This is a genomic window from Ochrobactrum sp. BTU1 (genome assembly GCA_018798825.1).
Lineage (GTDB): Bacteria > Pseudomonadota > Alphaproteobacteria > Rhizobiales > Rhizobiaceae > Brucella.
On sequence record CP076355.1, the window covers coordinates 1,390,250 to 1,415,737 of the forward strand.

Here is a 25,488-nt window from a genome sequence, read left to right on the forward strand (position 1 = left end):
TGATCGCTGATTTTGTTCATGTTGCACCGGAAAACCCGGCAAATCCGTTGCCGGTTTCCTAACGCATCAAACCGGGTGCGGCAAGTGCAGGAAGAGCTTTAAAAGCCGTGATCAGCGCGTGGCGATGGCGACAGCCACGCCAGCCATCATTCCCGCGCATGTACGATTGGCAATCTTCACCATGCGAGGCGTACGCAAAAACCGGCGCGCCTGAACGGCCAACAGCACCCAAGCATTATAAACAACTGCCAGAACCGCGAACATGACCAACAGCAACTCACCCCAGCCGAGGATTGAAACACCTGTGAGATCAATCACAGTGGGTAGGATGGCAACATAGAAAACCATGATCTTCGGATTGCCCAGTGTAATCGCCAGAGCGCTCAAAAAAAGACCGCCAGCCTCATTGCGGCGGGGAATAATTTCTTCGTTGATAAGATCGCTGACGGGCGCAAACCACATCTTCCAAGCGAGATATGCCAGATAGAGTAGGCCACCATATTTAAGAACGAGAAAGACCGTGTGGAAATTGTGAGCGAGCGTTGAAAGCCCCCAAACAGCCAATGACAACCAGACCGCATCGCCTATCCACAACCCAAGCATGAACGGGAAAACACCCTTATGACCGCGACTGATTACACGGGCGACCAGGGCGCCGATATTAGGACCCGGCGTGCCAGCGGCTACCAACAAGATTCCAGCAAAAACTGCGAGCGACGTCAGATCCATTTCCAACACTCCTGAAACGAGGCGTCGTAGCTTTGGCAGAAAAGGGGATTCCCCGCAATCGCACTTAATTAGGTCTCGTCAATGCAGATCGAAGCTTTTCAATGTTAGGCCGGCAATGGCAGCCTTCAATATGATCATTGACGAGCCCCATGGCTTGCATGAACGCGTAAACCGTGGTCGGGCCGACAAAAGACCAACCGCGCTTTTTGAGATCTTTAGAGATCCGCGTTGAGGTAGCGGTGGTGGGATTGGCAGACAGTGTCGGATAATCTACGATTTGCGGGCGATCCTTCTCACCCGGCTCGAACGACCAGAAATAAGCAGCCAGTGAGCCTTTTTCTTCAACTAGCTCTATTGCGCGTTTCGCATTGTTAATCGTGGAAGCGATTTTTCCACGGTGACGGACAATGCCCTTATCGGCAAGCAAGCGCTCTATATCCTTGTCGTCGTAAAGCGAAACACGACGGAAATCAAAACCGTCAAAAGCCGCTCGAAAATTTTCACGTTTGCGCAAAATCGTCAGCCAAGACAAACCCGACTGGAACCCTTCAAGGCAGATTTTCTCAAAAAGGCGATGATCGTTCGTTACCGGAACGCCCCATTCATTGTCGTGATAGGCAATATAATCAGGTAGTTCGCCCGGCCAGAAGCAGCGCATTTTGCCATCTGCATTGACGATCAATCCAGTCTTTTCCAGCACCTTATCGCTCATTTCTGGTCTCCAGACTTTTATGCATTTTTAATCATGTCGCGCAACTTGCTGCTAACCACAACTTTAATTTGAGACAAGCCAGAGCCCGACACGCAGCAAAATTTACCTTTATGATTCCATTGCCCGGCACAATGGGCCCATGAAATTCGGGGCCGTTCTCCTGACAGGAGATGTCAGGAGTGCGACGGGCAACAGCGTCGGCGCGAATGCAGGACGCAAAACAGACGGATTTGGCTTATGCAACCACGTCATCTGCTTTTGATCGGATCACTTGCGGCAATTGCCGTTTCCATTGTGACCACCAGCATGGCTTTTGCCAACGATCGATACGCGACCCAACCACCGGTTCGCGTCGACAATCAAACATCGCAGCGCTGGATTGCCCAGCTCAATGGACCAACCGTCCGTGTCTTACCATCAATTGATGCACCCCAACCACGAAAGCGCGCCGTTGTTCGGCAAAAGCAGCCACCAAAGGCACGGTATCAAAGTGTGAGCCAGCAGCGTCCTGCTGAAAATCCAGCAAAAGTTGTTCGCAAAAAGAAGCAGTTCGATCCGATGTTTCTGCCGCAGGTTGTGTCGTATTCGGGCGGCGAAAAGCCTGGAACACTGGTCATTGATACGAATAAGCGTTTTCTTTATCTCGTTGAAGACAATGGTCAGGCACGCCGCTATGGCATCGGCGTCGGCAAGCAGGGTTTTGGGTGGAAGGGCACTCAGCGTGTGAGCCGCAAAGCGGAATGGCCAACCTGGACACCACCCAAGGAAATGATCGCCCGCGAACGCAAAAAGGGCCGCATTCTGCCAGCGCAGATGAAGGGAGGGGTCAACAATCCTCTGGGCGCACGCGCACTTTACCTCGGTTCAACACTATACCGAATTCACGGCACCAACCAGCCCTGGACTATCGGTAAAGCCATGTCTTCTGGCTGTTTCCGCATGCGAAACGAAGATGTCACCGACCTCTATGGCCGCGTTCCTGTGGGCACCCGCGTCGTCGTTCGCTGACGGAACCTCCACTGACTTTCTGTGAGGGGTCCGTTCAGGCCGCCGTTACAAACAACCGACGGCGGCTTTTTGTCATCGAATTGAAACTTTTGACGTTTTTATAGGAAAAGCGTCCACCTTAACACATAAAGGCAGTCGAAAGGTCTTTCACTTTTTTTGCGAACACCCATATGCTGTGGAAGCAAAATGACGAGAATATATGTAAGAGGGAAGGACTGAACATGACCGTACCGGCGGTAAAACTGAACGACGGCAATTACATTCCGCAGCTCGGTTATGGTGTTTGGCAAATCGGCAATGATGAAGCCATCTCAGCCGTCAGCGAAGCGCTGAAGGTGGGCTACCGGCACATCGATACAGCTGCCATTTACGGCAACGAAGAAGGCACCGGCAAGGCAATCAACGAGTCCGGCATCGCGCGCAGCGATATTTACCTCACGACCAAGCTCTGGAACAAAGAACAAGGTTATGAGTCCACGCTCAAAGCTTTTGACGAAAGCCTCAGGAAGCTTGGCACTGAATATGTTGATCTTTATCTGATCCATTGGCCGCTCCCATCCAAAGACCTTTTCATGGAAACATGGCGCGCTTTCATCAAGATCAAGGAAGAGGGCCGTGCGAAATCGATCGGCGTGTCGAACTTCCGCACTGCTGATCTTGAACGCATTCTCAAGGAAAGCGACGTTGTTCCTGTTCTTAACCAGATCGAACTGCACCCGCAATTCCAACAGGATGAGCTGCGTCTGTTCCACAGCAAGCACAACATCGCAACCGAAGCGTGGAGCCCACTTGGACAGGGCACTATTCTCGAAAACACGACGCTGAAAACGATTGCTGAAAAGCACGGCAAATCAGTTGCTCAGATCATCCTGCGCTGGCATATCGAAACCGGCAACATAGTCATTCCAAAGTCGGTAACTCCAGCACGCATCAAGGAAAATTTCGAAGTCTTTGATTTCAGCCTCAATGGCACCGACCATGATGCGATTACCAAGCTGGACAAGACAGAAGGTCGTATCGGACCGAACCCTGCGACGTTTTCGGTGGTGTAATCGAACAAAATAGCCCGGAGAAACTCCGGGCTATTTTATAGAATGCCTCCCAAAAGTGGAAACCGATTGGAGGCAGAGCGTCAGAACAACCGAGCTTAAATGCGAAATGCTCTATCGCAGCAGTTTCAAGCTGCCCGTGAGCGAGCGCACCCATTTTGATGGTCCTGCAATCCCCAGCCCGTCGATCGCCTCGCTCGCAAGCTCTTTTTCAGGAAAAGCCGCTTCATATTCTGCATAGACATGCAGCGAGCGTGCGAAGGCGGGAAAGACAACGACGGCCTGACGTTCTTCAAAGCCTACCGCTTTTAACGCAATGGAGCGGAGGGTTTCCGCATCAGCCTGAAGAATGGGCACCGGACGATCCGAGCTGATATCAATTGCCACGCCATTTTTATCGATCAGTTGTCGAGCGGCAACGAGGGGCAGCTTTGCACCCAGCCCTATCGAAATCGCGCCAACCGTATTGGCGAGCAGACCGAGCGGTAGTTCGGGATTAACAACAATGGCAAGGCGCAAATCTTCGTGCATGACGGCTCCTGAAACAGAAATATCTCAATGAGAAATACACCGCTCTCTGGGGTAAATCCTGCCTATCTATCCCGCCAAACGTAGTTTTATGGTAGACATTGCCAGAAAAACCAGATTCTGAGGTAAATCTATATGAGCGCACTCGATCCATCCGACATCAGGATTCTCGAAGCCTTGCAGGGTGACGGCCGCCTCACAAATCAGGCGCTCGCGGATCAGGTCGGCATGTCCACCTCTCCAAGCTGGCGCAAAGTTCGCAAACTGGAGGAAGACGGCGTGATAAAGGGTTATCGCGCCACGCTGGATCGAAAGGCAATAGGACTTGGCGTTCTGGCTTTTGTTCGCATCAAAATTGATAGTCACAGTGAAGCGGAAGCCGAGCAATTTGCTGCTGAACTGATGAGCCTCGATGAAGTCATCACCTGTTACAGCATCGCTGGAGACGCCGACTTTCTGTTGCAGGTCGTATCACATGACCTCGATACCTATGCCGATTTTGCGATGTCCACCCTACGCCGCTTGCCGCGCATCAAGGAAATGCAGACCACTTTCGTGCTGAAAGAAACGAAAAGCTTCAAGGGCTTTCCCCTCAAACATGCACGGTCAGTGAAGGCGGGAGCCTGAAAGCACAACGGGCTTTGGTCCGCCATAGGCCCAGTCGAGCAATTCAACTGTATGCACAATTGGCAGTTTACTGCCTGTTGCGATCTGCGTCATACAACCGATATTGCCCGTCGCAACCAGATCGGCACCGGTCGCCTCAATATTCTTGACCTTGCGATCACGAAGTTTGGTCGCGATCTCGGGTTGCATAATATTGTAGGTGCCCGCCGAACCACAGCAAAGATGTCCCTCCAATGGCTCTTTCACCGTGAAACCCGCTTTTGAAAGCAGGTCTTTTGGCTGGCGCACAATCTTCTGGCCATGCTGCATAGAGCAGGCAGAATGATAGGCAACCGTCAGCATCTTCGGCTCTTCCGGTTGCGGCAGTTCAATGGTCGTCAGATATTCGGTGATATCTTGGGCGAGCGATGATACAAGCGCAGCTTTATCCTTGTAGGCTGGGTCGAGCCGCAACATGTAACCGTAATCCTTGATCGTCGTTCCGCAGCCAGAAGCCGTCACGATAATCGCATCGAGACCGCCCTTCTCGATCTCTCGCGTCCAGACATCGACATTATGCCGGGCCTGATCGAGCGCCTGCTCCTCACGTCCCATATGGTGAACAAGTGAACCACAGCAACCTTCATTCTTCGGGGCTACCACTTCAATGCCAAACCGATTGAGCAATCTGAGTGTCGCGGCATTGATGCCTGGATTAAGCACGGGTTGCGCGCATCCATTGAGGATCGCAACACGTCCGCGCTTTTCGCCCTTGGCAACGCTTATTTCTACAGGATCCGCTTTGGCGGGAAGGTTATGCGGTGCGAGTGCCAGCATGGCTGCGATAGGCTTCAGGCTCGCACTTTTCTGCATAAGCGGTGCGAATGGTTGTCCGAGTTTGGCGAGCTTCAGCGCTAAACGAAACCGGCCCGGATAGGGTAAAACTTGCGCCAGCACACCGCGCAGAAATCGGTTCATAAAAGGCCGCTTATAGGTTTTTTCAATATGGGCACGCGCATGATCGACCAGATGCATGTAATTGACGCCCGACGGACAGGTGCTCATACAGGAAAGACATGAAAGACACCGATCAACGTGGCGTACAACTTCTTCGTCAGCGGGACGCCCGTTTTCGAGCATATCCTTGATGAGATAAATGCGTCCACGCGGACTATCGAGTTCATTACCAAGCGTAACATAGGTTGGACATGTCGCTGTGCAAAAGCCGCAATGCACGCATTTACGCAGGATTTTATCTGCTTCGCTGACACCTGGATCGAGCAATTGTTCAGGGCTGAAATGGGTCTGCATGGCTCACACTCCCGCCTGCTCAGGATACATACGTCCCGGATTCAGAATGTTTTCCGGATCAAACTGGTATTTCAGCCGCTGTGAAAGCGCTGCAAGCGCTGCCGGTTGCGGTTCAAATACATCAATGTTGGCACGCATAAATTCCGGTGCGCGTATCAGCGTTGCATGGCCGCCACCGTATTTGACGACCAGCTTCCGCAGTGTCCGAGCTTCCGGCTCGGCTTCCATACGCAACCAGATCAAGCCACCCTGCCAGTCATAATAGGCATCGACGCCTGCATGGCGGCGAAACTCATCAATCATACGCCAGCCCTGCAACGGTGCCATTGAAACACGCCAGACCGCGCGGGCATCGCCAGCCTGCGCATAGGGCAGCACATCGCGAACTTCTGTCCAGAGCTGTATCGATTGAGGCTCGTCAATCACGTCGACTGTTACCGCCCGGCCAAATAAGGCTTGTAACTGCCTGCTTCGATGCGCGACGGACGGTGCGAAACCTTCCAGCCGCAGAATGGTTGCGGCTTCCCAGCCAAGCTTACCATCGAGAAAACGATTGGCGACAGTGGGCGGCAAATGGGCGCTCGATGACACTTCCTCACGTGATCCCATAGCCATGGCCATGATACGGGATGCCTGCTCGTCATCCAGTCCGCGAACGGCGAGCGTCACAGAGGTTTCGGGCTTGGGCAGAACCTTGAACGTTACTTCCGTTGCCACCCCCAGCGTACCCCAGGAATTAGCCATGCCCTTGGAAAGATCATAGCCCGTCACATTCTTGACCACACGCCCACCGGATTTGAACAATTCACCCCGACCCGAAACCACCCGCACACCCAAAATATGGTCTCGCGCAGCGCCCGCCTTCAACCGACGCGGCCCCGACAGATTGGAAGCCAAAACACCGCCAATTGTCCCACGGCCTGCCTTGCCACCCAACAATGGCCCATAATCCATCGGTTCAAAATGAAAGCACTGGTTGTTTGCGATGAGAAGTTTTTCAATCTCGGCAACAGGTGTGCCAGCCTTTGCCGCCAGCACCAACTCATCGGGCTCATAGAGCGTGATACCCGAAAGCTGCGACACATCCAGAACATGGTCCGCCTGAACAGGGCGACCAATCCCACGCTTTGAACCATTGCCGATAATCTCCAGCGGGGTGGACGTCCCGAGTGCCCATTGGACGGCCTCAACGACACGCGCTTCATCCTGCGGTATTAAAATATTTGCATCAGTCATCTTCACAACCAAAGATCAGAAACGCGGAATGTCGGGGAAGGCGAGCTCGCCCCGATGGACATGCATACGGCCAAGCTCGGCACAACGGCGCAGTTGCGGAAAGACCTTGCCGGGATTGAGCAGGTGCTTGGCATCAAAGGCACATTTCACACGCATCTGCTGATCGAGATCAATTTCGTTGAACATCTCCGGCATGAGATCGCGCTTTTCGATACCCACGCCGTGCTCGCCAGTCAGCACGCCACCAACCTTCACGCAAAGACGCAGAATGTCGGCGCCGAAATCTTCCGCTGCCTCCAGCTCTCCAGGAATGTTTGCATCATAGAGGATGAGCGGATGCAAATTGCCATCGCCTGCATGAAAAACGTTGGCGACCCGAAGGCCGTATTTTTCTGAGAGCTCACGCATTCCCGACAAGACCCGCGGGAGTTCCTTGCGGGGGATAGTTCCATCCATGCAAAGATAATCCGGCGAGATACGCCCCACCGCTGGGAAGGCCGCCTTACGACCAGCCCAGAAAGCCAGTCGCTGTTCTTCCGACTGCGACAGGATGCAAGTGGTCGAGCCATTTTTGAGTGCAATGCTCTCCACCGCTCCAATCAGGTGATCGACTTCAATCGGCGGCCCATCAAGTTCCACGATCAAAAGCGCCTCGACATCAAGCGGATAGCCAACGCGGACAAAATCTTCTGCTGCGCGGATAGCAGGCCGGTCCATCATTTCCATACCACCCGGAATGATCCCGGCACCAATAATATCAGCGACGCATTGTCCAGCCTGCTCGCTCGATGGAAACCCGACCATCACAGCACGGGCAGTTTCAGGCTTTTGCAGAATGCGAACGGTGATTTCTGTCACGACCCCAAGCAAACCTTCTGAACCCGTCATCAGTCCCAGAAGATCATAGCCTTCGCAATCAAGGTGCTTGCCGCCAAGGCGTAACACTTCGCCTGTTATAAGCACCATTTCGATGCCAAGCACGTTGTTGGCAGTAAGCCCATATTTCAAGCAATGCACGCCACCTGCGTTTTCGGCAACATTGCCGCCTATCGAGCAGGCAATCTGAGATGATGGGTCAGGCGCATAGTAAAATCCCTCATGCTCGACTGCCTTGGTAATTCCAAGATTGGTTACACCAGGTTGCACGACAGCCACACGATTGGGATAATCGATTTCCAGAATCTGATTGAACCGCGACATGCCAAGAAGCACGGCATCGGCCAGCGGCATGGCCCCCCCAGACAATGAGGTGCCAGCACCGCGTGGCACCACGCGAATACCGTTGTCATGACAATATCTCAAAACACTCGAGACTTGATCGACTGTTTCAGGCAGGACAACGACGAGGGGAAGCGAACGATGAGCGGTCAGCCCGTCACTTTCAAAGACGCGCATTGCATTGATCGTGTCGACTATCCCTTCCCCGGGTACGATATTGCGTAAGTCTGCAACAATTGCAGCCCGTCTTTGCAAAACGTTCGCATCCGGCTCCGGCATGACCAATCCGCTCATATTTCCTCCGCCTCCCAGCGACTTTGCATGATTGGTAAACTATTTTTACCAATCATGCCTATGGCGAAACAGTTTTGACACTGCGGCATAATCGCCTTGCGATCCCAACGATGCCTCGGCTAGATGAAGGTCGGCACAAAAGGCTGTCGGGGAGGATTTGAAACTATCATGATGAGCAGTCTGGCCGATATGGAGATTTTCGCGCGCGTTGTCGCAACCGGCAGCATGTCAGCAGCAGCACGCGATCTCGGCCTGTCACCTGCCGTTGTCTCCAAGCGGCTCGGCCGTCTTGAGGAGCGCCTCGGGACTCGTCTGCTCCAACGCACGACGCGCCAAATAGCACTTACTGAAGCAGGTCATGGTTATCATGAACGCGTGCTTGCTATTCTATCCAACATCGAAGAGGCGGAAGCCTTTGTGGCGCGGCGCTCTGCGGATGCCCGCGGGACACTGAAAATCTCCGCTCCCACAACTTTCGGCCGAATGCATATTGCGCCTTATCTGGTGCCTTTCATGCGTGCCAATGCCGACCTTACCGTCAATATGCAGCTCTCAGACGAAATGGTCGATATTGTCGGTGACGGTTATGACCTTGCCATCCGGATTGGCGAACTATCCGATTCTACCCTAGTCGCTCGCCGCCTTGCGCCAGTGCGCAGAATTCTCGCAGCATCCCCGCACTATATTGCAGAACGCGGGAAGCCGGAGACGATCGATGATCTTGCCGATCATATCTGTCTCGCTCCACACAACAATGATCCGTGGCGGCTTGAAGGTCCGAAAGGACCGATCACCATTCGACCAGTAGGTCCGCTTCAGACCAATTCGAGCGAAATGGTACGCGAGGCAGTACTGGCGGGTCTTGGAATCGCACAGCGTTCAACCTGGGATATTGGCCCTGAACTCGCTGAAGGCAAGCTCGTCCAAGTATTGCCGGAATATGCCGCATCGCGAAATGTTGCCATCCACGCCGTTTACCCCTCTAAACAGTTCCTGCCAGCCAAGGTGCGTCTCTTCATCGACTATCTGGCAGACCTTTACGGGCCGATTCCTTATTGGGAAAGTGGCAGCTCACCAGAAAGCCCGCCTAAGAAATAGACTAAGTTTAGCTATTTGCGTATGAACGCGCTTGACCTTCGCTGAAGGCATCTAAATAATAGTCGGCTAAGCATCTGTTTTTCAACAAGCTTATTGCCATCCAGCCCGTCAATCAAACGAATCAAATGGTTTTCCTCCCTGCCATTTCGATTTTCGAGGAATGATGATGAACACACCTACACGCCTTATTCTAGCACTCATTGTTGCCGTCATTGTCGGCTGCGGCTTCATGTTCTACGACAAGTCGCGCGGCGCAGAATGGGTTGTTTCCCCCCAGCAGATCGAGCAGGCAAAGGCCGAAGGCAAAACCGGCTTTGAAAGCCGCCCTGGTACTGTGACTGTGCTTCCAATCCGCAGCGAAACCGCAGATGTCCTTCCCTTCAAGTGGGCAATGTATGGCCTCGTAGCTGGGATCGTTGTTTTCGTTTCAGGCCGCAAACGCAAGAAGGCTTGATAAAGCCCCTGTTCCCCCCACCCCGGAAGCCTCGTTTCCGGGGTTTTTATTTATCAAATTTAAGACCCGTTGCTCCCCTGATGGCTTAGGGATAGTTTGCAGCCATGACGGAGGCTGCAGACGACATGGTCGAGACAATTTTTTCCCGCATTCACGCAAGCCGCACGGCGGACGATGTTGTACATCAGATCGAGAGCCTGATTCTCGAAGGCGTTCTGCGAGGCGGGGATCGTCTTCCTGGCGAGCGTGACCTTGCACGGCAATTTGATGTCTCGCGTCCCATTCTGCGTGACGCGCTCAAGCGTCTTGAAAGTGCCGGACTTCTCAACTCGCGCCACGGCGAAGGAACATTTGTGGCCAACGTAATTGGTCAAGTGTTCAGCGCGCCTGTTGTGAAGCTTTTTGGTGAGCATAAAAAAGCAACCACCGACTACCTCGAATATCGCCGTGAGATCGAGAGCGTGGCAGCCGAATATGCGGCCCTTCGCGCTACGTCAGCCGACAAGGCTCTCCTGGCCGAAATTATGACCGCTATGGAAGACGCCAACCGCGCCAGCGATCTTAATAAAGGTGCGCAGCTCGATGTCGAGTTCCACAATGCCATCGGTGAAGCTGCACACAATATCGTGCTGCTGCACACTTTGCGTTCCTGTTATCAATTGCTGAAGGATGGTGTCTTTTACAATCGCGGGCTTATTTACAGCTATCCAGGCGTCGCTGATATGCTGCTGTCACAGCACCGCACTATTTACGACGCCGTTATTGCCGGTAATCCCCAAGCCGCACGCGAAGCGGTGCAAAAACATATCCGCTTTGTGGAACAGGCAACGAACGACCGTGAACTCAACGACGAACGCGAACGCGTATCGCAATTGCGCTATCGTCAGCGAGTGGGCAAAGACACCACCGCATAATCTTGCCTTGTTATGTTTCCAACGAGCTAAAATTATGCAGAAATTCAATGCGTTATAGCGTCAGTTGTGCGTCTGTTTTGACGCGGCGCTTTACTGAAGGCAACGACTATGAGTGGCGTTACTCTACAGCATGCGAAAGGCCCGGAAGGCATCCGGCTATATGCAATTGGCGATGTGCATGGTCGCCTTGATCTGTTGCAGGATATGCACGGATTAATCCATGCCGATATTGATCGCAACCCAACCCACGACTGGCGCATCATTCATTTAGGCGACTACATCGACAGAGGACCGGATTCCAAAGGTGTTCTGGACTTTCTGATCCACGCGTCAACACACGATCCCCGCACTCTCTCGCTGATCGGCAATCATGACGACGGTTTTCTGCGCTATCTCGCCACCGGCGATACGAATGGCATTTTTGCGCTTCATGGTGGCAGTGACACGGCTAGATCATACGGCGTGGAAGTAGACTATACCAACACGGCTTCGGCTGCAGAAGCATATAAGCAACTGGTCAACAGGATCCCGGCGGCGCATATAGATTATATTCGCTCGATGCCGTCCTGGTTGAGTTTTGGTGATTTCTTTTTCTGTCATGCAGGCGTGAACCCGGCAGTTTCTCTCAATGCACAGGATCGCGACGACCTGATGTGGATCAGGACTCTGTTTCTGAGATGGACTGATCCATTGGAAAAGGTCATCATCCACGGGCATACCCCGCAGAGTGCTGTCGATGTTCAGACCAATCGTGTCAATCTTGATACTTATGCATGGAAAAGCGGCAAACTTTCAGCCATCGTGATCGACGGGCTGGAGAAGCGTTTTCTGGAAGCGACTGGCCCCGCCGCCACCAACACTATAATTTAACGCGCGCTTGAAATGCCGTAGCCGTCAGTAGACGTCATGCTGTTTCCAGCATCGACGGTGAAAATGCCAACTGCCATAAACACAATCGCAGAGATCATCAGGACAGTGAGAAGTGCGGCATGCTTAGCGGTCATGGTCGAAAACTCTTTCGAGGTTACCAAGGGAAACGATGAACCGAGCTTTCCTGATAGCCAAGGCCTGAACCTTGCCTAGTCACTGACCGCCCAGAAGTTGGCCTCAGTTACACCTGAAAAAAGTTACCTGCAACTGAACGAACAGACTACAATTGCCGCTTTCCGCTGGAAAAACCCAAATGGTTTTGCCCTGTGGCAAAGTCGCAACGCCTTATCCGTCCATGACGTTGTTTGCCGCCAATTTTTTAGTCGTTATTGCCGATTACACCAACCCAGGCACGCGCCAAAGCAGCCCCCGCCTTGTCCGCTGCAGCGCCCGATTGCAGAAGATTATCCGGGAGTGCCGCCGCCCAATCAGAATCGAATCTGGCAATCGTATCGCAGAGCGTTTCGCTCCATTCAACGACGAGTTTGGTATCGGCCTCGAAATGAAACTGTGTAGCGTAAACTGCACGCCCGATGCGGTAGGCCTGATGAGCCGTCATGTCGCTGGTCGCCATATGAATAGCGGCCTCCGGCAGGGTGAATGTGTCCCGGTGCCAGTGAAAAATAGGGAAGGTTGAACCGGCCGCAGACAGAACCGGATCGCTTTGCCCCTCCTTCGTCAGGCGCACCTGATGCCAGCCAAATTCCATCGGGCGGTCGAGAATATTTTTCCCGCCATAGGCGCGCGCAACGAGCTGACTGCCAAGACAAATGCCAAGCACAGCCTTGTCGTTCTTGCCAAAGGCCCGAATTAGATTGAGCAAACGAGGGAAATATGGATAGTCGCCATCGTCTAGCGCGTTCTGCTCGCCACCAAGCACGATCAAAGCCTCGTGCTGATTGTCATCCTGGGGAAGCAGATCGCCATTATAGGCGTGTCGGATATCGATTGTGTGACCCGCCTCAATCAGAATCGGCTCAATCTGCCCCAGGCCTGAATCTGGATAATTCTGGACGACCAACACGCTCATGTTTCAGTTCCCAAGCTTTTGCTAACAAAGAGCTATCATGAAAAAAGCCCGGGCAACAGCCGGGCTTTGACTTGCGTAAATTACATCGTTTGATCAGTTAACGACTGAAACGCTGACAGTTCGCCCTGCCACCAGATGCACACCCTGCGGCACATCTTCAAGCTTCACACGCACAGGAACCCGCTGCGCCAGACGCACCCAGTTAAATGTCGGTGAAACATTGGCCAGGAGACTGGTTGAATCGCTACGTTCGCGATCTTCAATACCGCCGGCGATGCCTTCAACCTGCCCCTTAAGCTTCAGCTTGCTACCCATCACGTCGATCACAACTGGATCGCCGATATTGATGCGTTCAAGTTTGTTTTCCTCAAAATAGCCCGACACGTAGAACGAGTCCGTATCGACCAACGCCGTGACTGCGGAACCGGCGGTTACATAATCGCCGGGCTGAAGCGAGAAATTGGTGATGACACCATTTACCGGCGCTTTGACAGACGAACGTTCCAGATTGAGTGAAGCGAGATCACGGTCGAGTTCGGCCTGACGATAGGTGGCCTCTGCCTGCATCGTCGTGGTTTCGATCTGCTCCATCTTCTGTTGTGTGACCGTGGTGTCATTCAGCTTGCGATAGCGGGTAAGATCACGATTGGCCATATCGAGTGCGGCCTTGCTGCTGGCAAGCTTAGCTTGTGCCTGCTGCAAGGCAAGCTTGTAGCGTGCCTGATCGATACGGAAAATCACATCACCCTGTTTGATGTCCTGATTGTCGTGCACCAGAACCTCGCTCACCAGACCCGAAACATCGGGTGCAAGACGCACCACATCGGCGCGGATCTTGCCGTCACGTGTCCACGGGGCGTTCATGTAATAATCCCAGAGGTGCCAGCCGAGAAGCCCTGCCATTGTGACCATGACGAGAGTTAGAAAGACCCGGCCCGAATGTGCGAAAAGCTTCTTCATAGTGGTATTCCATTTAAGATGACGGCGCTTGCGCCAAGAATGCAGAAGTACATGGCGGCATCAAAAAGAGGCCTGTGCCACACAAAACGGTAAAAACGGGCGCGTGCGAGCAATCGCTGCATTAGCGAATTTGCGAAATAAGCGCCCAACGCCAGAACCGCGAGGCTCGGCAGATAGATCCCATAGATGTCGAATTCCGGTCTCATGAGCCTAAATTTTCCATTCTCTGAACGTGTTTCAGGCGGCCTGCGGCAGTTCCAGTTGCGGCTGTGGTGGCAACTGGAAAGGCGGCGCCTTCGGGAAGAGGTTGAAGCGCAGAGCGACCAGCGCCAGACGTGGTCTTTTGGCGACCGCTGGCGATCCATGATCGATGATCACCGCAATAGCGCTATCGATTGCCGAAAGGAGCCGCTCATCAATTTCGATACGCGTTTCAACCTTCTTGTTGCGCAGAAGCGCGCGATAGTGAGCACCGATGCCGTCGAGCACCCTATCAACCGCTTCACGACAAGGCTCAGGCAGCTTCGCCCGATATTGCTGAAGATCGATCGTATTCATGCCGTTGCGCAGATCACGCAGCAGATCGACCTTGGCGATATCCGCTGACGGGATCAGAGCCAGTCGCGGCGTCATCATACCAATGCGATCAATCATCCTAAGCAACAAGCGGTTCATACGCTGCCGGCGATGACGGCCGGGCTGTCGCTCTGTGGCCAAAGCAAGATCATTCCAACCTGCTTTGACCAATCGTTGCACTGTCCATTCTGCGCCCACCGAACGAACGATCGAGGTGACCACTGCTGCAATCACAATCCCCAGCACAGTCGCAAGATTGGCATTGGCAAAGCTTACAAAATCATGCGTGAGATGGCCTTGCAGCATCAGCATATTTGGCAAGTTTACGCACAGCACCATACCAAGGAGGAATTGCGATGGGATTGCCAGAAGCAGCCCTGCCGGGACAAGAAACAAGCCCAGTACCAGCATTAGCGGGAAGAACCCATCAACCAACGGCAGCAGTGCAAACTCAAAGACGAAGGCCGCAACAATAACAATAAGGAGCAACCAGCCAAATTTGCGCATAACCGGAACCGGATCATCCATCGCTGCAAAGATACAGCAGAAGATACCAGCCATCATCGCAGCCGCGCTGCCTTGCGACCAACCGGTGGCGACCCAGAATGCGGTTGCAACACAGGTCGACACCAGAGCGCCAAAGCCCGAAAGAATGGCCATGCCGTAATCTCTGTGCTGCGGACGGGCTGCGAGATGAGCGTCGTAGCGACGCCACCGAAGCGAATGACGAGAACCGGAAACGATGTCCTGACGCAGCGTAATACAGTCGCTCCAGATTTGCACCAGATCTCTCACGCGGGCTGCAACATTGAATGGCAGTAGTTCGCCCCAAGTTCGCGCGTCTTTGCCAAACCGGTCAATCTCATCAATATAGCTCAGCAAAACTGCACGACGCTGCTCCGTGAGGCTCTCTCCGCTGTCAATCCAATCGCAGGCTTCATCTAGCAATTTCTGCACCGCCGGATGCCACGGCTTTTGGCCTTCACCGGGCTTGAGTACCAAGACATCATGCAGGCTCGAGATGATCGGCAAAACAGCGACCATACGCTGCTGAAGAACATGCAGGAGTGTTCCAACATTGCGGATCGATGACGTATCATAAGCCACATGCGTCGTGAGATTGCGCAGTTCAAGCGCGTCAGCTGCAAGCCGCTGGCGGTCGCGGCGAAATTCCGGGCTATCGCCCTCTCCGCGCAATGTCTCAAGTGCGAGCTTGGAACCATCGCGCAACCAACTGTCGATACGAGCCATAAGGACCGGCCCACTATGGCGTGGGAATATCAATCGGTTGACCACCGCTGCACAGATGATTCCGATTGCAATTTCTTCGACGCGGCCCACCGCATAATCAAACGTGGTTTCAGGAACGGAAACCACGGCAAAGCTCGCAATAGCCACGGTGTAGCCAGCCAGCATGAATAGATAACTGCGCGGCGTCCCATCAAGGAGGCTGATCGCCAGACAAAGCCCCATCCAAAGACCGATGGCCAATGTCAAAATCTCAGGCGAATTGACCAGATGTGGGACAAATAAAATCGTAACAGCGCCACCAATGATCGTGCCAATGAGCCGATAAAAGCCTTTGGAAGTCGTCGCACCCGAAAGCGGGTGCGCCACAATATAGACAGCCGCAACCGACCAATATGGATTGGGCAGGTTTGCGATCAGGGCGATCCACAACGCAAGCATTGCTGCCGCAAATGTCTTCAGCGAGAAGACCACGTCCCAAAAGCGCGGCAATGTTTCAAAGGGCTTCATCATTGGTGTTACAAGTTACAAATATCAATCAGAGTTCCTGCAAAGCCTTCCTTGTTAAGAAGACTGGTTCTGGAATTTTTCGCTGAGACGGCGCAGCACATCGATTGCTATGTCGACACTTTCCGGATCGAGATCGCTTAAAAACTGAGCGCGAAGCTGAGCAGCCGTCTTGTCGACTTTTGTCGCAAGCGCTCGCCCCTCGGTCGTGAGCTGAATGAGCTTCACCCGGCGGTCGCTATCATCGGCGACACGGCGGATTAGATTATCCCTCTCCAACTCGTCGACCACGCGGACAATCGTTGCACCTTCAATGCCAACTCTTTCCGCAAGCACACCCTGCGGAATGCAGTCGCCATGTCGTAAAAGCGTCATCAGCGGAATGGCCTTAGCATCAGAAAGATTGTGCTCCGCCATTGCCGCATCAAAAGCCTTACGCCACCCTCGCGCGTTGGCGGAGAGCAGCGGTGCAAATTCGACCCAAGTCTGTTTCATCGGATAAATTCCATTTAAATAGATAGCTTCATATCTATATGGATACAATCTAATTCATTGCAACCAGTATCTTCATCCCATCAAAAAAACGTGTGCTTGCATAAGGGGATTTATCCAATGCAACCAAAACGCTTGACCATTACACGGTGCCTCTGCCATCCATGCAGACATGCGCGCAAATTACAAAATGCAACGAATTTACATCGAAAATGGCCTTGGCAACGGCGTAAGCGTCGAAGCGCCGACGCAGGCCGCCCACTATCTAACTCACGTGCTGCGGTTGAAGGACAATGATCAGATACTTGCCTTCAACGGACGTGACGGCGAGTGGAAGGTCAGCCTGCGCGCGGAAGGTAAGAAACGGCTCTTTCTTGACACGATCGAGCAGACGCGTGTGCAGCCAGCCCCGCCCAGTTTAATCTACTGCTTTGCACCGTTAAAACAGGGGCGGCTTGATTATATGGTGCAAAAAGCCGTGGAAATGGGCGCTGGCGTTTTACAACCGGTGATTACACAGCACACGCAGGTACAAAAGCTTGGAACAGACCGCATAAAGGCCAATGCCATTGAAGCTGCTGAACAATGCGGTGTACTCACAATCCCCGAATGCCGCGACGCTGTCCGTTTTGACCGCTTTCTCGACCAGTGGGATCCATCGCGATATCTTATTTTTTGCGACGAAGGCCACGAAACAGATGATCCGCTGACTATTCTAGGCGGCCTTAAACCTGGCGCTTATGCTGTTTTAATCGGACCGGAAGGTGGATTTTCTGAAGCTGAGCGCCAACAGCTGCGCAGCCTGCCTTTTGTAACTGCGATACCCCTCGGGCCGCGCATCTTGCGTGCTGATACAGCTGCCGTGTCAGCACTCACCCTTGTTCAAGCAATACTGGGCGACTGGAAATCATCAGCATGATTTTAAGAAAATCCAATCATCAATGAAATTGACTTGCGTGATTTGACAAATTTGTCCAATCACGCTGACAAAGACAAATTCGACTAGGGACGATATGCATGGCGCGCGACACGACCGATGAAACAGCACTGACCGGTGTTGAAGAACTCGCAGCCTATCTTGCGGAAGGTAGCAAACCCAAAGATGCATGGCGCATCGGCACCGAACACGAGAAATTTCCTTTCTACGTTGCAGATAACAGCCCCGTTCCTTATGAAGGTTCGCACGGGATCAAAGCCATCCTTGAAGGTATGAAGGCCAAGCTTGGCTGGGAGCCGATCATCGATGAGGGCAATATTATCGGCCTTGTTGAACCAACCGGGCAAGGCGCAATTTCTCTTGAGCCAGGTGGCCAGTTCGAACTGTCCGGTGCGCCACTATCTTCGATCCATCAAACGTGTCGCGAAGTGAATGCACATCTTTCGCAGGTTCGCGAAATTGCCGAACCGCTAGGCATTCGGTTTCTAGGCCTTGGCGGTAGCCCAAAGTGGACACTTGCCGAAACGCCGGTCATGCCGAAATCGCGCTATAAAATCATGAGTAACTACATGCCGAAAGTCGGGCATGAAGGCCTCGACATGATGTACCGCACATCGACGGTTCAGGTGAACCTCGACTTTAGTTCGGAAACTGACATGCGTCGCAAGATGCAGGTTTCAATGAAGCTCCAGTCAATTGCCACGGCGCTCTTTTCGAGTTCGCCTTTCACCGAAGGCAAGCCGAATAATCTTCTGTCTTGGCGTTCCAATATCTGGCGCGACACCGACAACCAGCGCTCGGGCGTTTTACCTTTCGTTTTCTCGGAAAACTTCGGCTTCATTGATTATGTGGAATGGGCACTTGATGTGCCGATGTATTTCATCCTGCGCGACGGTCGTTATCACGACTGCACACACGTTACCTTCCGCCAGTTCATGAATGGCGCATTAAAGGGTGAAGTCAGCGATCCCGTCCCGAATATGGGGGATTGGACCAACCATTTATCAACCCTGTTCCCTGAGGTTCGCCTCAAGCGTTTCCTTGAAATGCGTGGCGCCGATGGCGGTCCTTGGCGTCGCATCTGCGCTCTGCCCGCTTACTGGGTTGGCCTGCTTTATGATGACGAAGCGCTCAGTGCTGCCGAAGATCTGACAAAGGACTGGACCTATGAAGAGGTTCTGGCGCTGCGCAACGATGTGCCTGCAAAAGCCCTGAATGCCTCGTTCCGTGGCAAGCCAGTCGCACAAATTGCACGCAAGACGCTGGAAATTTCCCGTCTTGGTCTTCTCAACCGCAAGCAGCTCAACGGCGATGGCTTTGACGAAACCCATTTCTTAGCGCCGCTCGAAGAAATCGTGGCGGCTGGCACCACCGATGCCGAACGTATGCTCAAAGCCTATAACAGCGTTTGGGCAGGTTCAGTCGAACCGATCTTCCTCGAATACGCCTACTAAGCTTTAAAATCGGTCGAGCTGAACTTCGACCGTAACCAGCGATGCGCCGGGTCACTCTCCCGGCGCTTATGCCATACCTGCACAAAAGGTATCGATGGCAAAGCTACGGGCGCAGGCAGCACCACCAGATTATCATCCGGCGGCAGATTCTTAAGCCCGCCGCGCGCAGTGGTCAAAATGAGGTCCGTGCCTGCAATCAGCTGTGGTGCCACGCCCCAATGCGGAACTACCACGGCAATGTGGCGTGTATGTCCTGCAAGCCTCAAGCTTTCATCGATTTCTGTTGTCGCATCGCCACGCACCGCCACCAGCGCATGAGGGCGGGCGAAATAGGCATCAGCATCAAATGTTCGCCCTTCAAGGCTTCGGCGATCCAGCAGGCAGACATATTCGTCCTGCATGATGATATCCGCTCTAATCTGGGCTGGCAGATGAGGGAAGACACCAAAGCCCAGATCAATTTCGCCATCCAAAATTCGAGCGACCATGCCTTCCCGACTGAATTGACTGACAGCAAGATCAATCCCCGGTGCATCCTGCCGCAACGCGCGCACCAACCCTGGCAGCAAGATAGTGCCGCCATAATCCGACATCGAAAGATGAAAGCGATACTGTGTCGTTGCCGGGTCAAATCCCTGCGGCCCAAGTACCGCACGAACACCTGTCAGAACCTCTGTCAGTGGTTTTGCAATTTCCATGGCCTTAAGGGTTGGCACCAGCCCTGCGCCTTCCCGGACAAGCAATGGATCATCAAGCAGATCACGCAGACGCGCCGATGCATGGCTGACTGCAGGCTGGCTCATATTGAGCCGTATAGCAGCGCGGGAGACGTGCCGCTCCGTTAAAAGCACATCCAGAATGACCAGCAAATTCAAGTCAACATTTCTTAGATTATTCATCTGGTGCATAACTATCTCTATATTTCGAATTTCACATTCAATAAGCGTATAACTAGATCAGAGCTAAAGGAATAGACGAAAGGATTTTCCATGCAGGCTCAGGGATCAATTACATTTCTTGTTGCTGCGCTTATCGCCGGTGCGGTGGTGCCATTTCAAGCCGGTGCGAATGCAGCACTGGGCCGAGCCCTCGGCCATCCACTTTGGGCAACGATCATTTCGCTGATTGTCAGCATAATCTGCGTCTTGCCGGTTCTGCTCGCCATGAAAGTGTCCCTACCCACTTTCACCGGCCTTTCGGCACAGCCGAAATGGATATGGATCGGCGGCATTGCGGGCGTGCTCTATATCACCGCCGCCATTGTGCTTGCACCAAAGCTTGGCGCCGCCGGTTTCATGACTGCGGTTATCGCCGGGCAACTCATCGCCTCTGTGCTGATCGATTATTTCGGCATCATGGGATTTGTTTCAAGAGAAATAACGCCTTCTCGCATAATCGGCGTGCTGCTGGTCGCCATTGGCGTCATCGTCATGCAGGGCCCATCGCTATGGCGCGGAATGCAGGCACTGGCCGCATCCGGACAGAACTAAACCGAAGGAACGCAAAATGAATTCGCAATCAACCAAACAGTCAGTCACCCTTGGTGAAGGCGCTGTCCCCGTTCAAATACGCGTTGCCCGGCCAACGGATAAACTCAATGACGTCGTCGCTTTCTATCGTGATGGTCTTGGGCTGCCGCAGCTTGGTGCCTTTGCAGCCCACGCCGGATATGATGGCATTATGTTCGGCCTACCGGGAAAGAGTGCCCATCTGGAATTCACACAACATGAAGTGCAAGTTTCTTGCCAAGCGCCGTCGCACGATAATCTTCTGGTGATCTATGTAACCGATGAGACGGCCTATGCGCATTTGAACAAACGAATGCAGGACAGAGGGTATGCGCCTGTGCAGCCAGAAAACCCATACTGGCTCAACCGCAGCTTCACCTATGAAGATCCGGACGGATGGCGTGTGGTGATCTGCAAGGAAACAGGCATTTAACATTGCTCCATAAAGAAGGCGCGGAAACCCGCGCCTTTGCTTCATTATGCCGAAACCTGTGTTCCCTTTGTCGGATCAGGAATGACGACAATTGTGCTTCCGTCTCTCACATTATTGTAAAGATCAATGACATCTTGATTGAGCAGCCGGATACAACCGGAGGACACCGCTTTGCCTATGCTCCATTCCTCGGACGAACCGTGAAGTCGATAAATTGTGTCGCGACCATCTTTGTGAATGTACAGCGCACGAGCACCGAGCGGGTTTTTCAAACCTGGCGGCATACCGCCATTGGCGATGCTGTAAGGTTGAAGCGCGGGTTGGCGCGCAACCATTTCGTCCGGCGGCGTCCAGCGTGGCCACTGACGTTTATACGCAATGATCGCTCGCCCCGCCCAAGAAAACCCATCACGCCCTACCCCAATGCCGTAGCGCATAGCGCGGCCATTGCCACGAACATGATAGAGATATTTGTTAGGCGTATCGACAATGACCGTGCCAACCTTCTCACTGGTTGGATAATCGACTTCCTGGCGCCAGAATTTCGGATCAACCTTGGCAACATTCACCGCAGGGAGTGGGAACTGTTCATAGGGCATTGCCTCATACATTGGCGGCACGGCGCGCACCGGGGCAGGCGTAGCAGCTACTTTGGCAGGTGCGGCCTGCTGAGTGGCCGAAACGCAACCCGAAAGTGCAACCGCACTCGCTCCGATCAGAAATGCCCTCCGGCTCGTGACCCCTTTGGGCAATAACGCCATATCACTGCCTGCCGAAAATTTACGCGACATCGAAAAACTCTTTCATTTGCACGACTTGAAGCCACATGCCTTCCAGTTGAGAACGCATGTCAACGAATGTGCGAACAGAAAGAAGAGACCAAACTTAAGTCAGCCTTAAGGAAAAAGCCTAATCGGCAACCTAGGCGCTGTCGTGAACATTTATGACCCGATGAACAGGCAAGTGTTGCTAAAATAGCGATCCCTGCCCGCCGGTGCCTGATGAAGCCTTGCGCAGCCCACCCTTTGGCGACGATATATCAAGGCCATTTCCCACAGTAGCCGAAACATCTCCATCCCGGAACCGGATCGATAAAGCGTCACCTTCAGAAACGCTTTGAGCCAGTTTGACGGGCTTGCCATCCGCATCAAAAACAACTGCAAAACCGCGATCAAGAACGCTTTCATAAGAAAGCGTCCGCATCAGACGCTCCAGTTCCTGCCCGCGTCTTTTTGCGCGATCAAGTAAGATTTTGATCGCCTGGTCGCGACGGCGATCCAGTTGTTCGATTGCGTTTTTCGCAACCACCGTACGCCTGAGTATCGGCTCAGGTGCCAACCTGTCGGAGCGTCTGGCAAGCAACGTCCGGCGCTCGCGCAAAAATGCTTCAAGCGCGCGCGGCAAACGCTGTCCGATCAGCTTCATATGGCGTTTTTGTTCGTCGAAACCACGTTGCAGCAGACGCGGAGACAACTGACGTGCGCGGCCATCAAAATGAACGCGCTTCTTTTGTGTATTCACAAAAAGCGCTCGCGTAAGCCGCGAGGCGGCTTCATCAAAACGGCGCCGTGGCAATGCTAACAGCTGATCAGAAGAAGGCAGTGCTCGGCTTGCTGCGCGATGTGCCTGGCGCTTGAAGTCGACAAACCGGGACATAGCAGACGCTAAGCGGGCAGATTGCGTCGCAACGGTGGCAATCAGATCAGCTTTGACGGGTACGGCCATCTCGGCAGCGCCGGTCGGCGTCGGTGCACGCACATCGGCAGCCAGATCGATCAAGGTCCAATCCGTCTCATGGCCCACAGCCGAAATAACGGGAATATGCGAAGCCGCTACCGCGCGAACGACAATCTCATCGTTGAACCCCCAAAGGTCTTCAAGACTGCCACCACCGCGAGCCACAATTACCACATCAGGACGGGCGATCGTACCGCCTTGAGCTAAAGCGTTGAAGCCATCCACCGCTGCGGCCACTTCCGCACCGCTCGTCTCACCTTGTACACGCACCGGCCAGACAATCACATGCAGCGGATACCGATCCGAAATACGGTGAATAATATCGCGGATCACAGCCCCTGTTGGCGAGGTGACGACACCGATCACCCTTGGCATGAAAGGAAGCAGCTGTTTAATCGCCGGATCGAATAGGCCCTCTGCTGCCAGCTTGCGCTTGCGTTCTTCAAGCAGCGCCATCAGCGCGCCTGCACCCGCAGGTTCCATCTGTTCGATGACGATCTGATATTTGGAAGAACCCGGATATGTCGTCAGCTTGCCAGTGGCAATGACTTCCATCCCCTCTTCAGGACGGAAGCGCAGACGCCCCATCGACCCCCGCCAGATCACGGCCTCAAGCCGCGATCGGTCGTCTTTTAATGCAAAATAGGCATGCCCAGACGAATGCGGTCCACGATACCCCGAAATCTCACCGCGCACCCGCACATGCGAAAACGTGTCCTCGACCGTGCGCTTTAATGCGCCGGAGATCTCGGAAACGCTATATTCCGCAACATTTGATGCGCTACCGCTTAGTATAGAAATAGAATCTGAACCCATGCTCATCCCATCATAGGTACTCAGCGCTCTTGCCCGGTCAACCGGTCAAGACGTCACCCTGTATCTTTTGCACCATCACCAACCCGGCAACAATTCATTACTTCGCACACGGCGTGTCCGAACAGACGGGAAAGCTGCGATTTCAGCCGATGCAAGAGCTGCCGGCGCTGGCGATGAGATATTATCAAGACTTTCAATAATATGCTGCGCCAGCGCGTCAACAATTGCATTCTGCTTGGTATGCCCACGCATGATCCCGATGCCAAACTCCGGCAATGTACCAAAGCCGTCCGCTTCGCCCAAAACACGCATCCCGGGTCGCAGAGCGCATTCAGGTAACACAGAGACCGCAAGTCCCGACAAAACCGCAGCTGCGAGTACCGTTGCAGACCAGCTAGTAATAATAATCCTATAATCGCGCTCAGCCTGATCAAGGACATTCATTGCCGCATGTCGCCAGATGCAGGTCGGACGACCGACAGCGAGCGGCAACACGGCCTCTTCGTGAACCGCATGACTAGCAGAAGCTACCCACAAAAGTGGCTCGGTGCGGACGACTTCTGAACGCCGCTTATCATCACATTGCGTGACAAGAGCGATGTCCAGCGTTCCACGGCGGATCATTTCGTCAAGATTAACAGTCGGCTCGCAAACCACGGAAAGTTCCACACGCGGGTTAGACCGCGCGAAACGCGCCATGATTTCGGGCAAGAAACGATCCGCATAGTCGTCTGGTGTGCCAATGCGCACATGCCCTTCAAGTTGCTTATCATCGAAAGCTGAGATGGTTTCGCCATTTAGCAGCAGCAAGCGCCGCGCATAAAGCAGCAGCCTTTCGCCATCCTCGGTCAGACGATTGACCCGTCCATCGCGTTCGAAAAGGGGCTTACCGATGCGCTCTTCTAGCCGGCGCATCTGCATGGAAACGGCTGATTGTGTTTTAAAAACCGCATCAGCTGCTCTGGTGAAACTACCCAAGTCCGCAATGGCAATGAAGGTCTGCAACTGGTCGAGATCCAAAGGCGCGCTCATCAAACCCATCCATCACTATTTTTGAACTGTTACATTAAAAACATTCGTTGGAACAATCAATTCCATTATTGGATAAAGCCAACGTCGTAGAAAATGGAGACGCGAAAGCGAATGACCTGACGACCTTAACAGTTTGACCAAGCACGCTTGAAGGAGAGCGGCGATGACAGCGATCAGCAAGACCACCATGACACATTTACCAGCCACGAGTGCGCCGACTTCCGTGCTCAAGCAAGTTGTAAAATCGGTGTTTACGTCGGTTCTGCGTCGCTGGACGCTATTCCGAAACCGGCGTCACGTGCTCCACCTCAATGAACTCGATCATTACCTTCTGAAGGATATCGGACTTCACAGTGGTGACCTCTATACAGCGATCAGCCAGCGCAACCCACAAGATCCGACGTCCGTTCTTGCGGCGCTCGCAGATGCACGCTCACGCGTGGAGGCCGCTCGCAATATCTGTTGAATGAACATCTGGCAGGCGCCACCTTCACATGCCGGGTCCCCTCTCGGCCAGCCTGCCCTTTGCCCGGCCGCACCTCTGCTGCCGGGCTTTTTTTATCCGCACTTTGCTTTCTGCGATGAAATCCCTTAGCTTTTTGAGCACTGCTAAGAAAACAATGAATTTGCCACATTTTTTTAAAAGAAGGGCTTGCGCTCATCGTTTGAGT

General features: G+C 53.3%; 28 protein-coding genes. 12 read left to right on the forward strand and 16 right to left on the reverse strand.

Annotated elements, in window-relative coordinates:
- Positions 1-111: 111 nt before the first annotated feature.
- Positions 112-729, reverse strand: a complete 618-nt coding sequence (locus KMS41_17780) for a LysE family translocator (protein QWK79328.1) — start codon at positions 727-729, stop codon at positions 112-114.
- A gap of 64 nt (positions 730-793) precedes the next feature.
- The gene (locus KMS41_17785; GenBank protein QWK79329.1) at positions 794-1,441 is read right to left on the reverse strand and encodes a DNA-3-methyladenine glycosylase I; all 648 of its coding nucleotides are present in this window, start codon (positions 1,439-1,441) and stop codon (positions 794-796) included.
- A gap of 237 nt (positions 1,442-1,678) precedes the next feature.
- Here KMS41_17785 and KMS41_17790 point away from each other — a divergent pair, with 237 nt between their 5' ends.
- Together KMS41_17790 and KMS41_17795 are read left to right on the forward strand one after the other, a co-directional pair.
- A complete protein-coding gene (locus KMS41_17790; GenBank protein QWK79330.1) occupies positions 1,679-2,449 on the forward strand; it encodes a L,D-transpeptidase in 771 nt (256 codons plus the stop codon).
- 221 nt (positions 2,450-2,670) lie between these two features.
- Positions 2,671-3,501, forward strand: coding sequence for an aldo/keto reductase (locus KMS41_17795; GenBank protein ID QWK79331.1), 831 nt, complete (start codon positions 2,671-2,673; stop codon positions 3,499-3,501).
- Positions 3,502-3,612: 111 nt separating this feature from the next.
- Here the strand turns inward: KMS41_17795 and KMS41_17800 are convergent, their stop codons facing one another.
- On the reverse strand, positions 3,613-4,029 hold the full coding sequence (locus KMS41_17800) for a DUF2000 domain-containing protein (GenBank protein QWK79332.1): 417 nt from the start codon (positions 4,027-4,029) through the stop codon (positions 3,613-3,615).
- A gap of 132 nt (positions 4,030-4,161) precedes the next feature.
- Between KMS41_17800 and KMS41_17805 the strand changes: the two genes are divergently transcribed.
- A complete protein-coding gene (locus tag KMS41_17805; protein ID QWK79333.1) occupies positions 4,162-4,653 on the forward strand; it encodes an Lrp/AsnC family transcriptional regulator in 492 nt (163 codons plus the stop codon).
- On the opposite strand, the gene glcF is transcribed toward KMS41_17805, so the two are convergent.
- From glcF to KMS41_17820, 3 genes are read right to left on the reverse strand one after another with little or no spacing between them, the layout of a single operon-like run.
- The gene (gene glcF / locus KMS41_17810) at positions 4,633-5,943 is read right to left on the reverse strand and encodes a glycolate oxidase subunit GlcF (GenBank protein ID QWK79334.1); all 1,311 of its coding nucleotides are present in this window, start codon (positions 5,941-5,943) and stop codon (positions 4,633-4,635) included. The genes KMS41_17805 and glcF overlap by 21 nt on opposite strands.
- A 3-nt stretch (positions 5,944-5,946) precedes the next feature.
- Positions 5,947-7,179, reverse strand: a complete 1,233-nt coding sequence (gene glcE, locus KMS41_17815; GenBank protein ID QWK79335.1) for a glycolate oxidase subunit GlcE — start codon at positions 7,177-7,179, stop codon at positions 5,947-5,949.
- A 15-nt stretch (positions 7,180-7,194) separates the two neighbouring features.
- A complete protein-coding gene (locus KMS41_17820; protein ID QWK79336.1) occupies positions 7,195-8,691 on the reverse strand; it encodes an FAD-binding protein in 1,497 nt (498 codons plus the stop codon).
- A 168-nt stretch (positions 8,692-8,859) separates the two neighbouring features.
- On the opposite strand from KMS41_17820, the gene KMS41_17825 reads away from it, so the two are divergent.
- From KMS41_17825 to KMS41_17840, 4 genes are all read left to right on the forward strand, one after another.
- Positions 8,860-9,789, forward strand: a complete 930-nt coding sequence (locus KMS41_17825) for a LysR family transcriptional regulator (protein QWK79337.1) — start codon at positions 8,860-8,862, stop codon at positions 9,787-9,789.
- Between the two features lie 166 nt (positions 9,790-9,955).
- On the forward strand, positions 9,956-10,243 hold the full coding sequence (locus KMS41_17830) for a hypothetical protein (GenBank protein QWK80301.1): 288 nt from the start codon (positions 9,956-9,958) through the stop codon (positions 10,241-10,243).
- 125 nt (positions 10,244-10,368) lie between these two features.
- Entirely contained in the window at positions 10,369-11,157 is a 789-nt protein-coding gene (locus KMS41_17835) for an FCD domain-containing protein (protein ID QWK80302.1), read from the forward strand.
- Between the two features lie 108 nt (positions 11,158-11,265).
- A complete protein-coding gene (locus KMS41_17840) occupies positions 11,266-12,027 on the forward strand; it encodes a metallophosphoesterase (GenBank protein ID QWK79338.1) in 762 nt (253 codons plus the stop codon).
- On the opposite strand, the gene KMS41_17845 is transcribed toward KMS41_17840, so the two are convergent.
- From KMS41_17845 to KMS41_17870, 6 genes are all read right to left on the reverse strand, one after another.
- The gene (locus KMS41_17845; GenBank protein ID QWK79339.1) at positions 12,024-12,161 is read right to left on the reverse strand and encodes a hypothetical protein; all 138 of its coding nucleotides are present in this window, start codon (positions 12,159-12,161) and stop codon (positions 12,024-12,026) included. The two genes, KMS41_17840 and KMS41_17845, sit on opposite strands and share 4 nt — an antisense overlap.
- A gap of 245 nt (positions 12,162-12,406) precedes the next feature.
- Positions 12,407-13,117 carry a type 1 glutamine amidotransferase gene (locus KMS41_17850; GenBank protein QWK79340.1) on the reverse strand — a complete coding sequence of 237 codons (711 nt, stop codon included), beginning with the start codon at positions 13,115-13,117 and terminating at the stop codon, positions 12,407-12,409.
- 93 nt (positions 13,118-13,210) lie between these two features.
- Positions 13,211-14,077: an HlyD family secretion protein gene (locus KMS41_17855; GenBank protein QWK79341.1), complete on the reverse strand. Its 867-nt coding sequence runs from the start codon at positions 14,075-14,077 to the stop codon at positions 13,211-13,213.
- Positions 14,074-14,283: a DUF1656 domain-containing protein gene (locus tag KMS41_17860; GenBank protein QWK79342.1), complete on the reverse strand. Its 210-nt coding sequence runs from the start codon at positions 14,281-14,283 to the stop codon at positions 14,074-14,076. The genes KMS41_17855 and KMS41_17860 overlap by 4 nt, the downstream gene beginning before the upstream one ends.
- 31 nt (positions 14,284-14,314) lie before the next feature.
- Complete coding sequence (locus KMS41_17865) at positions 14,315-16,414, reverse strand: FUSC family protein (protein QWK79343.1); 2,100 nt, start codon at positions 16,412-16,414, stop codon at positions 14,315-14,317.
- A gap of 51 nt (positions 16,415-16,465) precedes the next feature.
- On the reverse strand, positions 16,466-16,903 hold the full coding sequence (locus KMS41_17870; GenBank protein ID QWK79344.1) for a MarR family transcriptional regulator: 438 nt from the start codon (positions 16,901-16,903) through the stop codon (positions 16,466-16,468).
- Between the two features lie 187 nt (positions 16,904-17,090).
- Here KMS41_17870 and KMS41_17875 point away from each other — a divergent pair, with 187 nt between their 5' ends.
- On the forward strand, positions 17,091-17,819 hold the full coding sequence (locus tag KMS41_17875; protein ID QWK79345.1) for a 16S rRNA (uracil(1498)-N(3))-methyltransferase: 729 nt from the start codon (positions 17,091-17,093) through the stop codon (positions 17,817-17,819).
- Between the two features lie 98 nt (positions 17,820-17,917).
- A complete protein-coding gene (locus KMS41_17880; protein QWK79346.1) occupies positions 17,918-19,291 on the forward strand; it encodes a glutamate--cysteine ligase in 1,374 nt (457 codons plus the stop codon).
- Here KMS41_17880 and KMS41_17885 read toward each other — a convergent pair.
- The gene (locus KMS41_17885) at positions 19,288-20,199 is read right to left on the reverse strand and encodes a LysR family transcriptional regulator (protein QWK79347.1); all 912 of its coding nucleotides are present in this window, start codon (positions 20,197-20,199) and stop codon (positions 19,288-19,290) included. The two genes, KMS41_17880 and KMS41_17885, sit on opposite strands and share 4 nt — an antisense overlap.
- 81 nt (positions 20,200-20,280) lie before the next feature.
- Between KMS41_17885 and KMS41_17890 the strand changes: the two genes are divergently transcribed.
- Together KMS41_17890 and KMS41_17895 are read left to right on the forward strand one after the other, a co-directional pair.
- Complete coding sequence (locus tag KMS41_17890) at positions 20,281-20,781, forward strand: DMT family transporter (protein ID QWK79348.1); 501 nt, start codon at positions 20,281-20,283, stop codon at positions 20,779-20,781.
- A 16-nt stretch (positions 20,782-20,797) separates the two neighbouring features.
- Entirely contained in the window at positions 20,798-21,232 is a 435-nt protein-coding gene (locus tag KMS41_17895) for a VOC family protein (protein ID QWK79349.1), read from the forward strand.
- A gap of 44 nt (positions 21,233-21,276) precedes the next feature.
- Here KMS41_17895 and KMS41_17900 read toward each other — a convergent pair whose 3' ends face one another.
- The 3 genes from KMS41_17900 to KMS41_17910 all read right to left on the reverse strand — a co-directional run bounded on the left by KMS41_17900 (position 21,277) and on the right by KMS41_17910 (position 24,817).
- A complete protein-coding gene (locus tag KMS41_17900) occupies positions 21,277-22,023 on the reverse strand; it encodes a L,D-transpeptidase (GenBank protein ID QWK79350.1) in 747 nt (248 codons plus the stop codon).
- A gap of 178 nt (positions 22,024-22,201) precedes the next feature.
- Positions 22,202-23,785 (reverse strand): exodeoxyribonuclease VII large subunit, encoded by a 1,584-nt coding sequence (locus KMS41_17905; protein QWK79351.1) that lies wholly within the window; start codon positions 23,783-23,785, stop codon positions 22,202-22,204.
- 75 nt (positions 23,786-23,860) lie between these two features.
- The gene (locus KMS41_17910; GenBank protein ID QWK79352.1) at positions 23,861-24,817 is read right to left on the reverse strand and encodes a LysR family transcriptional regulator; all 957 of its coding nucleotides are present in this window, start codon (positions 24,815-24,817) and stop codon (positions 23,861-23,863) included.
- Positions 24,818-24,980: 163 nt separating this feature from the next.
- On the opposite strand from KMS41_17910, the gene KMS41_17915 reads away from it, so the two are divergent.
- Positions 24,981-25,283, forward strand: coding sequence for a hypothetical protein (locus tag KMS41_17915; GenBank protein QWK79353.1), 303 nt, complete (start codon positions 24,981-24,983; stop codon positions 25,281-25,283).
- The last annotated feature ends 205 nt before the right edge of the window (positions 25,284-25,488 follow it).

Coding starts and splice junctions, on each gene's coding strand:
- KMS41_17780 (QWK79328.1), bottom strand. CDS start 729: ATGGATCTGACGTCGCTCGCAGTTTTTGCTGGAATCTTGTTGGTAGCC.
- KMS41_17785 (QWK79329.1), bottom strand. CDS start 1,441: ATGAGCGATAAGGTGCTGGAAAAGACTGGATTGATCGTCAATGCAGAT.
- KMS41_17790 (QWK79330.1), top strand. CDS start 1,679: ATGCAACCACGTCATCTGCTTTTGATCGGATCACTTGCGGCAATTGCC.
- KMS41_17795 (QWK79331.1), top strand. CDS start 2,671: ATGACCGTACCGGCGGTAAAACTGAACGACGGCAATTACATTCCGCAG.
- KMS41_17800 (QWK79332.1), bottom strand. CDS start 4,029: ATGCACGAAGATTTGCGCCTTGCCATTGTTGTTAATCCCGAACTACCG.
- KMS41_17805 (QWK79333.1), top strand. CDS start 4,162: ATGAGCGCACTCGATCCATCCGACATCAGGATTCTCGAAGCCTTGCAG.
- glcF (QWK79334.1), bottom strand. CDS start 5,943: ATGCAGACCCATTTCAGCCCTGAACAATTGCTCGATCCAGGTGTCAGC.
- glcE (QWK79335.1), bottom strand. CDS start 7,179: ATGACTGATGCAAATATTTTAATACCGCAGGATGAAGCGCGTGTCGTT.
- KMS41_17820 (QWK79336.1), bottom strand. CDS start 8,691: ATGAGCGGATTGGTCATGCCGGAGCCGGATGCGAACGTTTTGCAAAGA.
- KMS41_17825 (QWK79337.1), top strand. CDS start 8,860: ATGATGAGCAGTCTGGCCGATATGGAGATTTTCGCGCGCGTTGTCGCA.
- KMS41_17830 (QWK80301.1), top strand. CDS start 9,956: ATGAACACACCTACACGCCTTATTCTAGCACTCATTGTTGCCGTCATT.
- KMS41_17835 (QWK80302.1), top strand. CDS start 10,369: ATGGTCGAGACAATTTTTTCCCGCATTCACGCAAGCCGCACGGCGGAC.
- KMS41_17840 (QWK79338.1), top strand. CDS start 11,266: ATGAGTGGCGTTACTCTACAGCATGCGAAAGGCCCGGAAGGCATCCGG.
- KMS41_17845 (QWK79339.1), bottom strand. CDS start 12,161: ATGACCGCTAAGCATGCCGCACTTCTCACTGTCCTGATGATCTCTGCG.
- KMS41_17850 (QWK79340.1), bottom strand. CDS start 13,117: ATGAGCGTGTTGGTCGTCCAGAATTATCCAGATTCAGGCCTGGGGCAG.
- KMS41_17855 (QWK79341.1), bottom strand. CDS start 14,077: ATGAAGAAGCTTTTCGCACATTCGGGCCGGGTCTTTCTAACTCTCGTC.
- KMS41_17860 (QWK79342.1), bottom strand. CDS start 14,283: ATGAGACCGGAATTCGACATCTATGGGATCTATCTGCCGAGCCTCGCG.
- KMS41_17865 (QWK79343.1), bottom strand. CDS start 16,414: ATGATGAAGCCCTTTGAAACATTGCCGCGCTTTTGGGACGTGGTCTTC.
- KMS41_17870 (QWK79344.1), bottom strand. CDS start 16,903: ATGAAACAGACTTGGGTCGAATTTGCACCGCTGCTCTCCGCCAACGCG.
- KMS41_17875 (QWK79345.1), top strand. CDS start 17,091: ATGCAACGAATTTACATCGAAAATGGCCTTGGCAACGGCGTAAGCGTC.
- KMS41_17880 (QWK79346.1), top strand. CDS start 17,918: ATGGCGCGCGACACGACCGATGAAACAGCACTGACCGGTGTTGAAGAA.
- KMS41_17885 (QWK79347.1), bottom strand. CDS start 20,199: ATGCACCAGATGAATAATCTAAGAAATGTTGACTTGAATTTGCTGGTC.
- KMS41_17890 (QWK79348.1), top strand. CDS start 20,281: ATGCAGGCTCAGGGATCAATTACATTTCTTGTTGCTGCGCTTATCGCC.
- KMS41_17895 (QWK79349.1), top strand. CDS start 20,798: ATGAATTCGCAATCAACCAAACAGTCAGTCACCCTTGGTGAAGGCGCT.
- KMS41_17900 (QWK79350.1), bottom strand. CDS start 22,023: ATGTCGCGTAAATTTTCGGCAGGCAGTGATATGGCGTTATTGCCCAAA.
- KMS41_17905 (QWK79351.1), bottom strand. CDS start 23,785: ATGGGTTCAGATTCTATTTCTATACTAAGCGGTAGCGCATCAAATGTT.
- KMS41_17910 (QWK79352.1), bottom strand. CDS start 24,817: ATGAGCGCGCCTTTGGATCTCGACCAGTTGCAGACCTTCATTGCCATT.
- KMS41_17915 (QWK79353.1), top strand. CDS start 24,981: ATGACAGCGATCAGCAAGACCACCATGACACATTTACCAGCCACGAGT.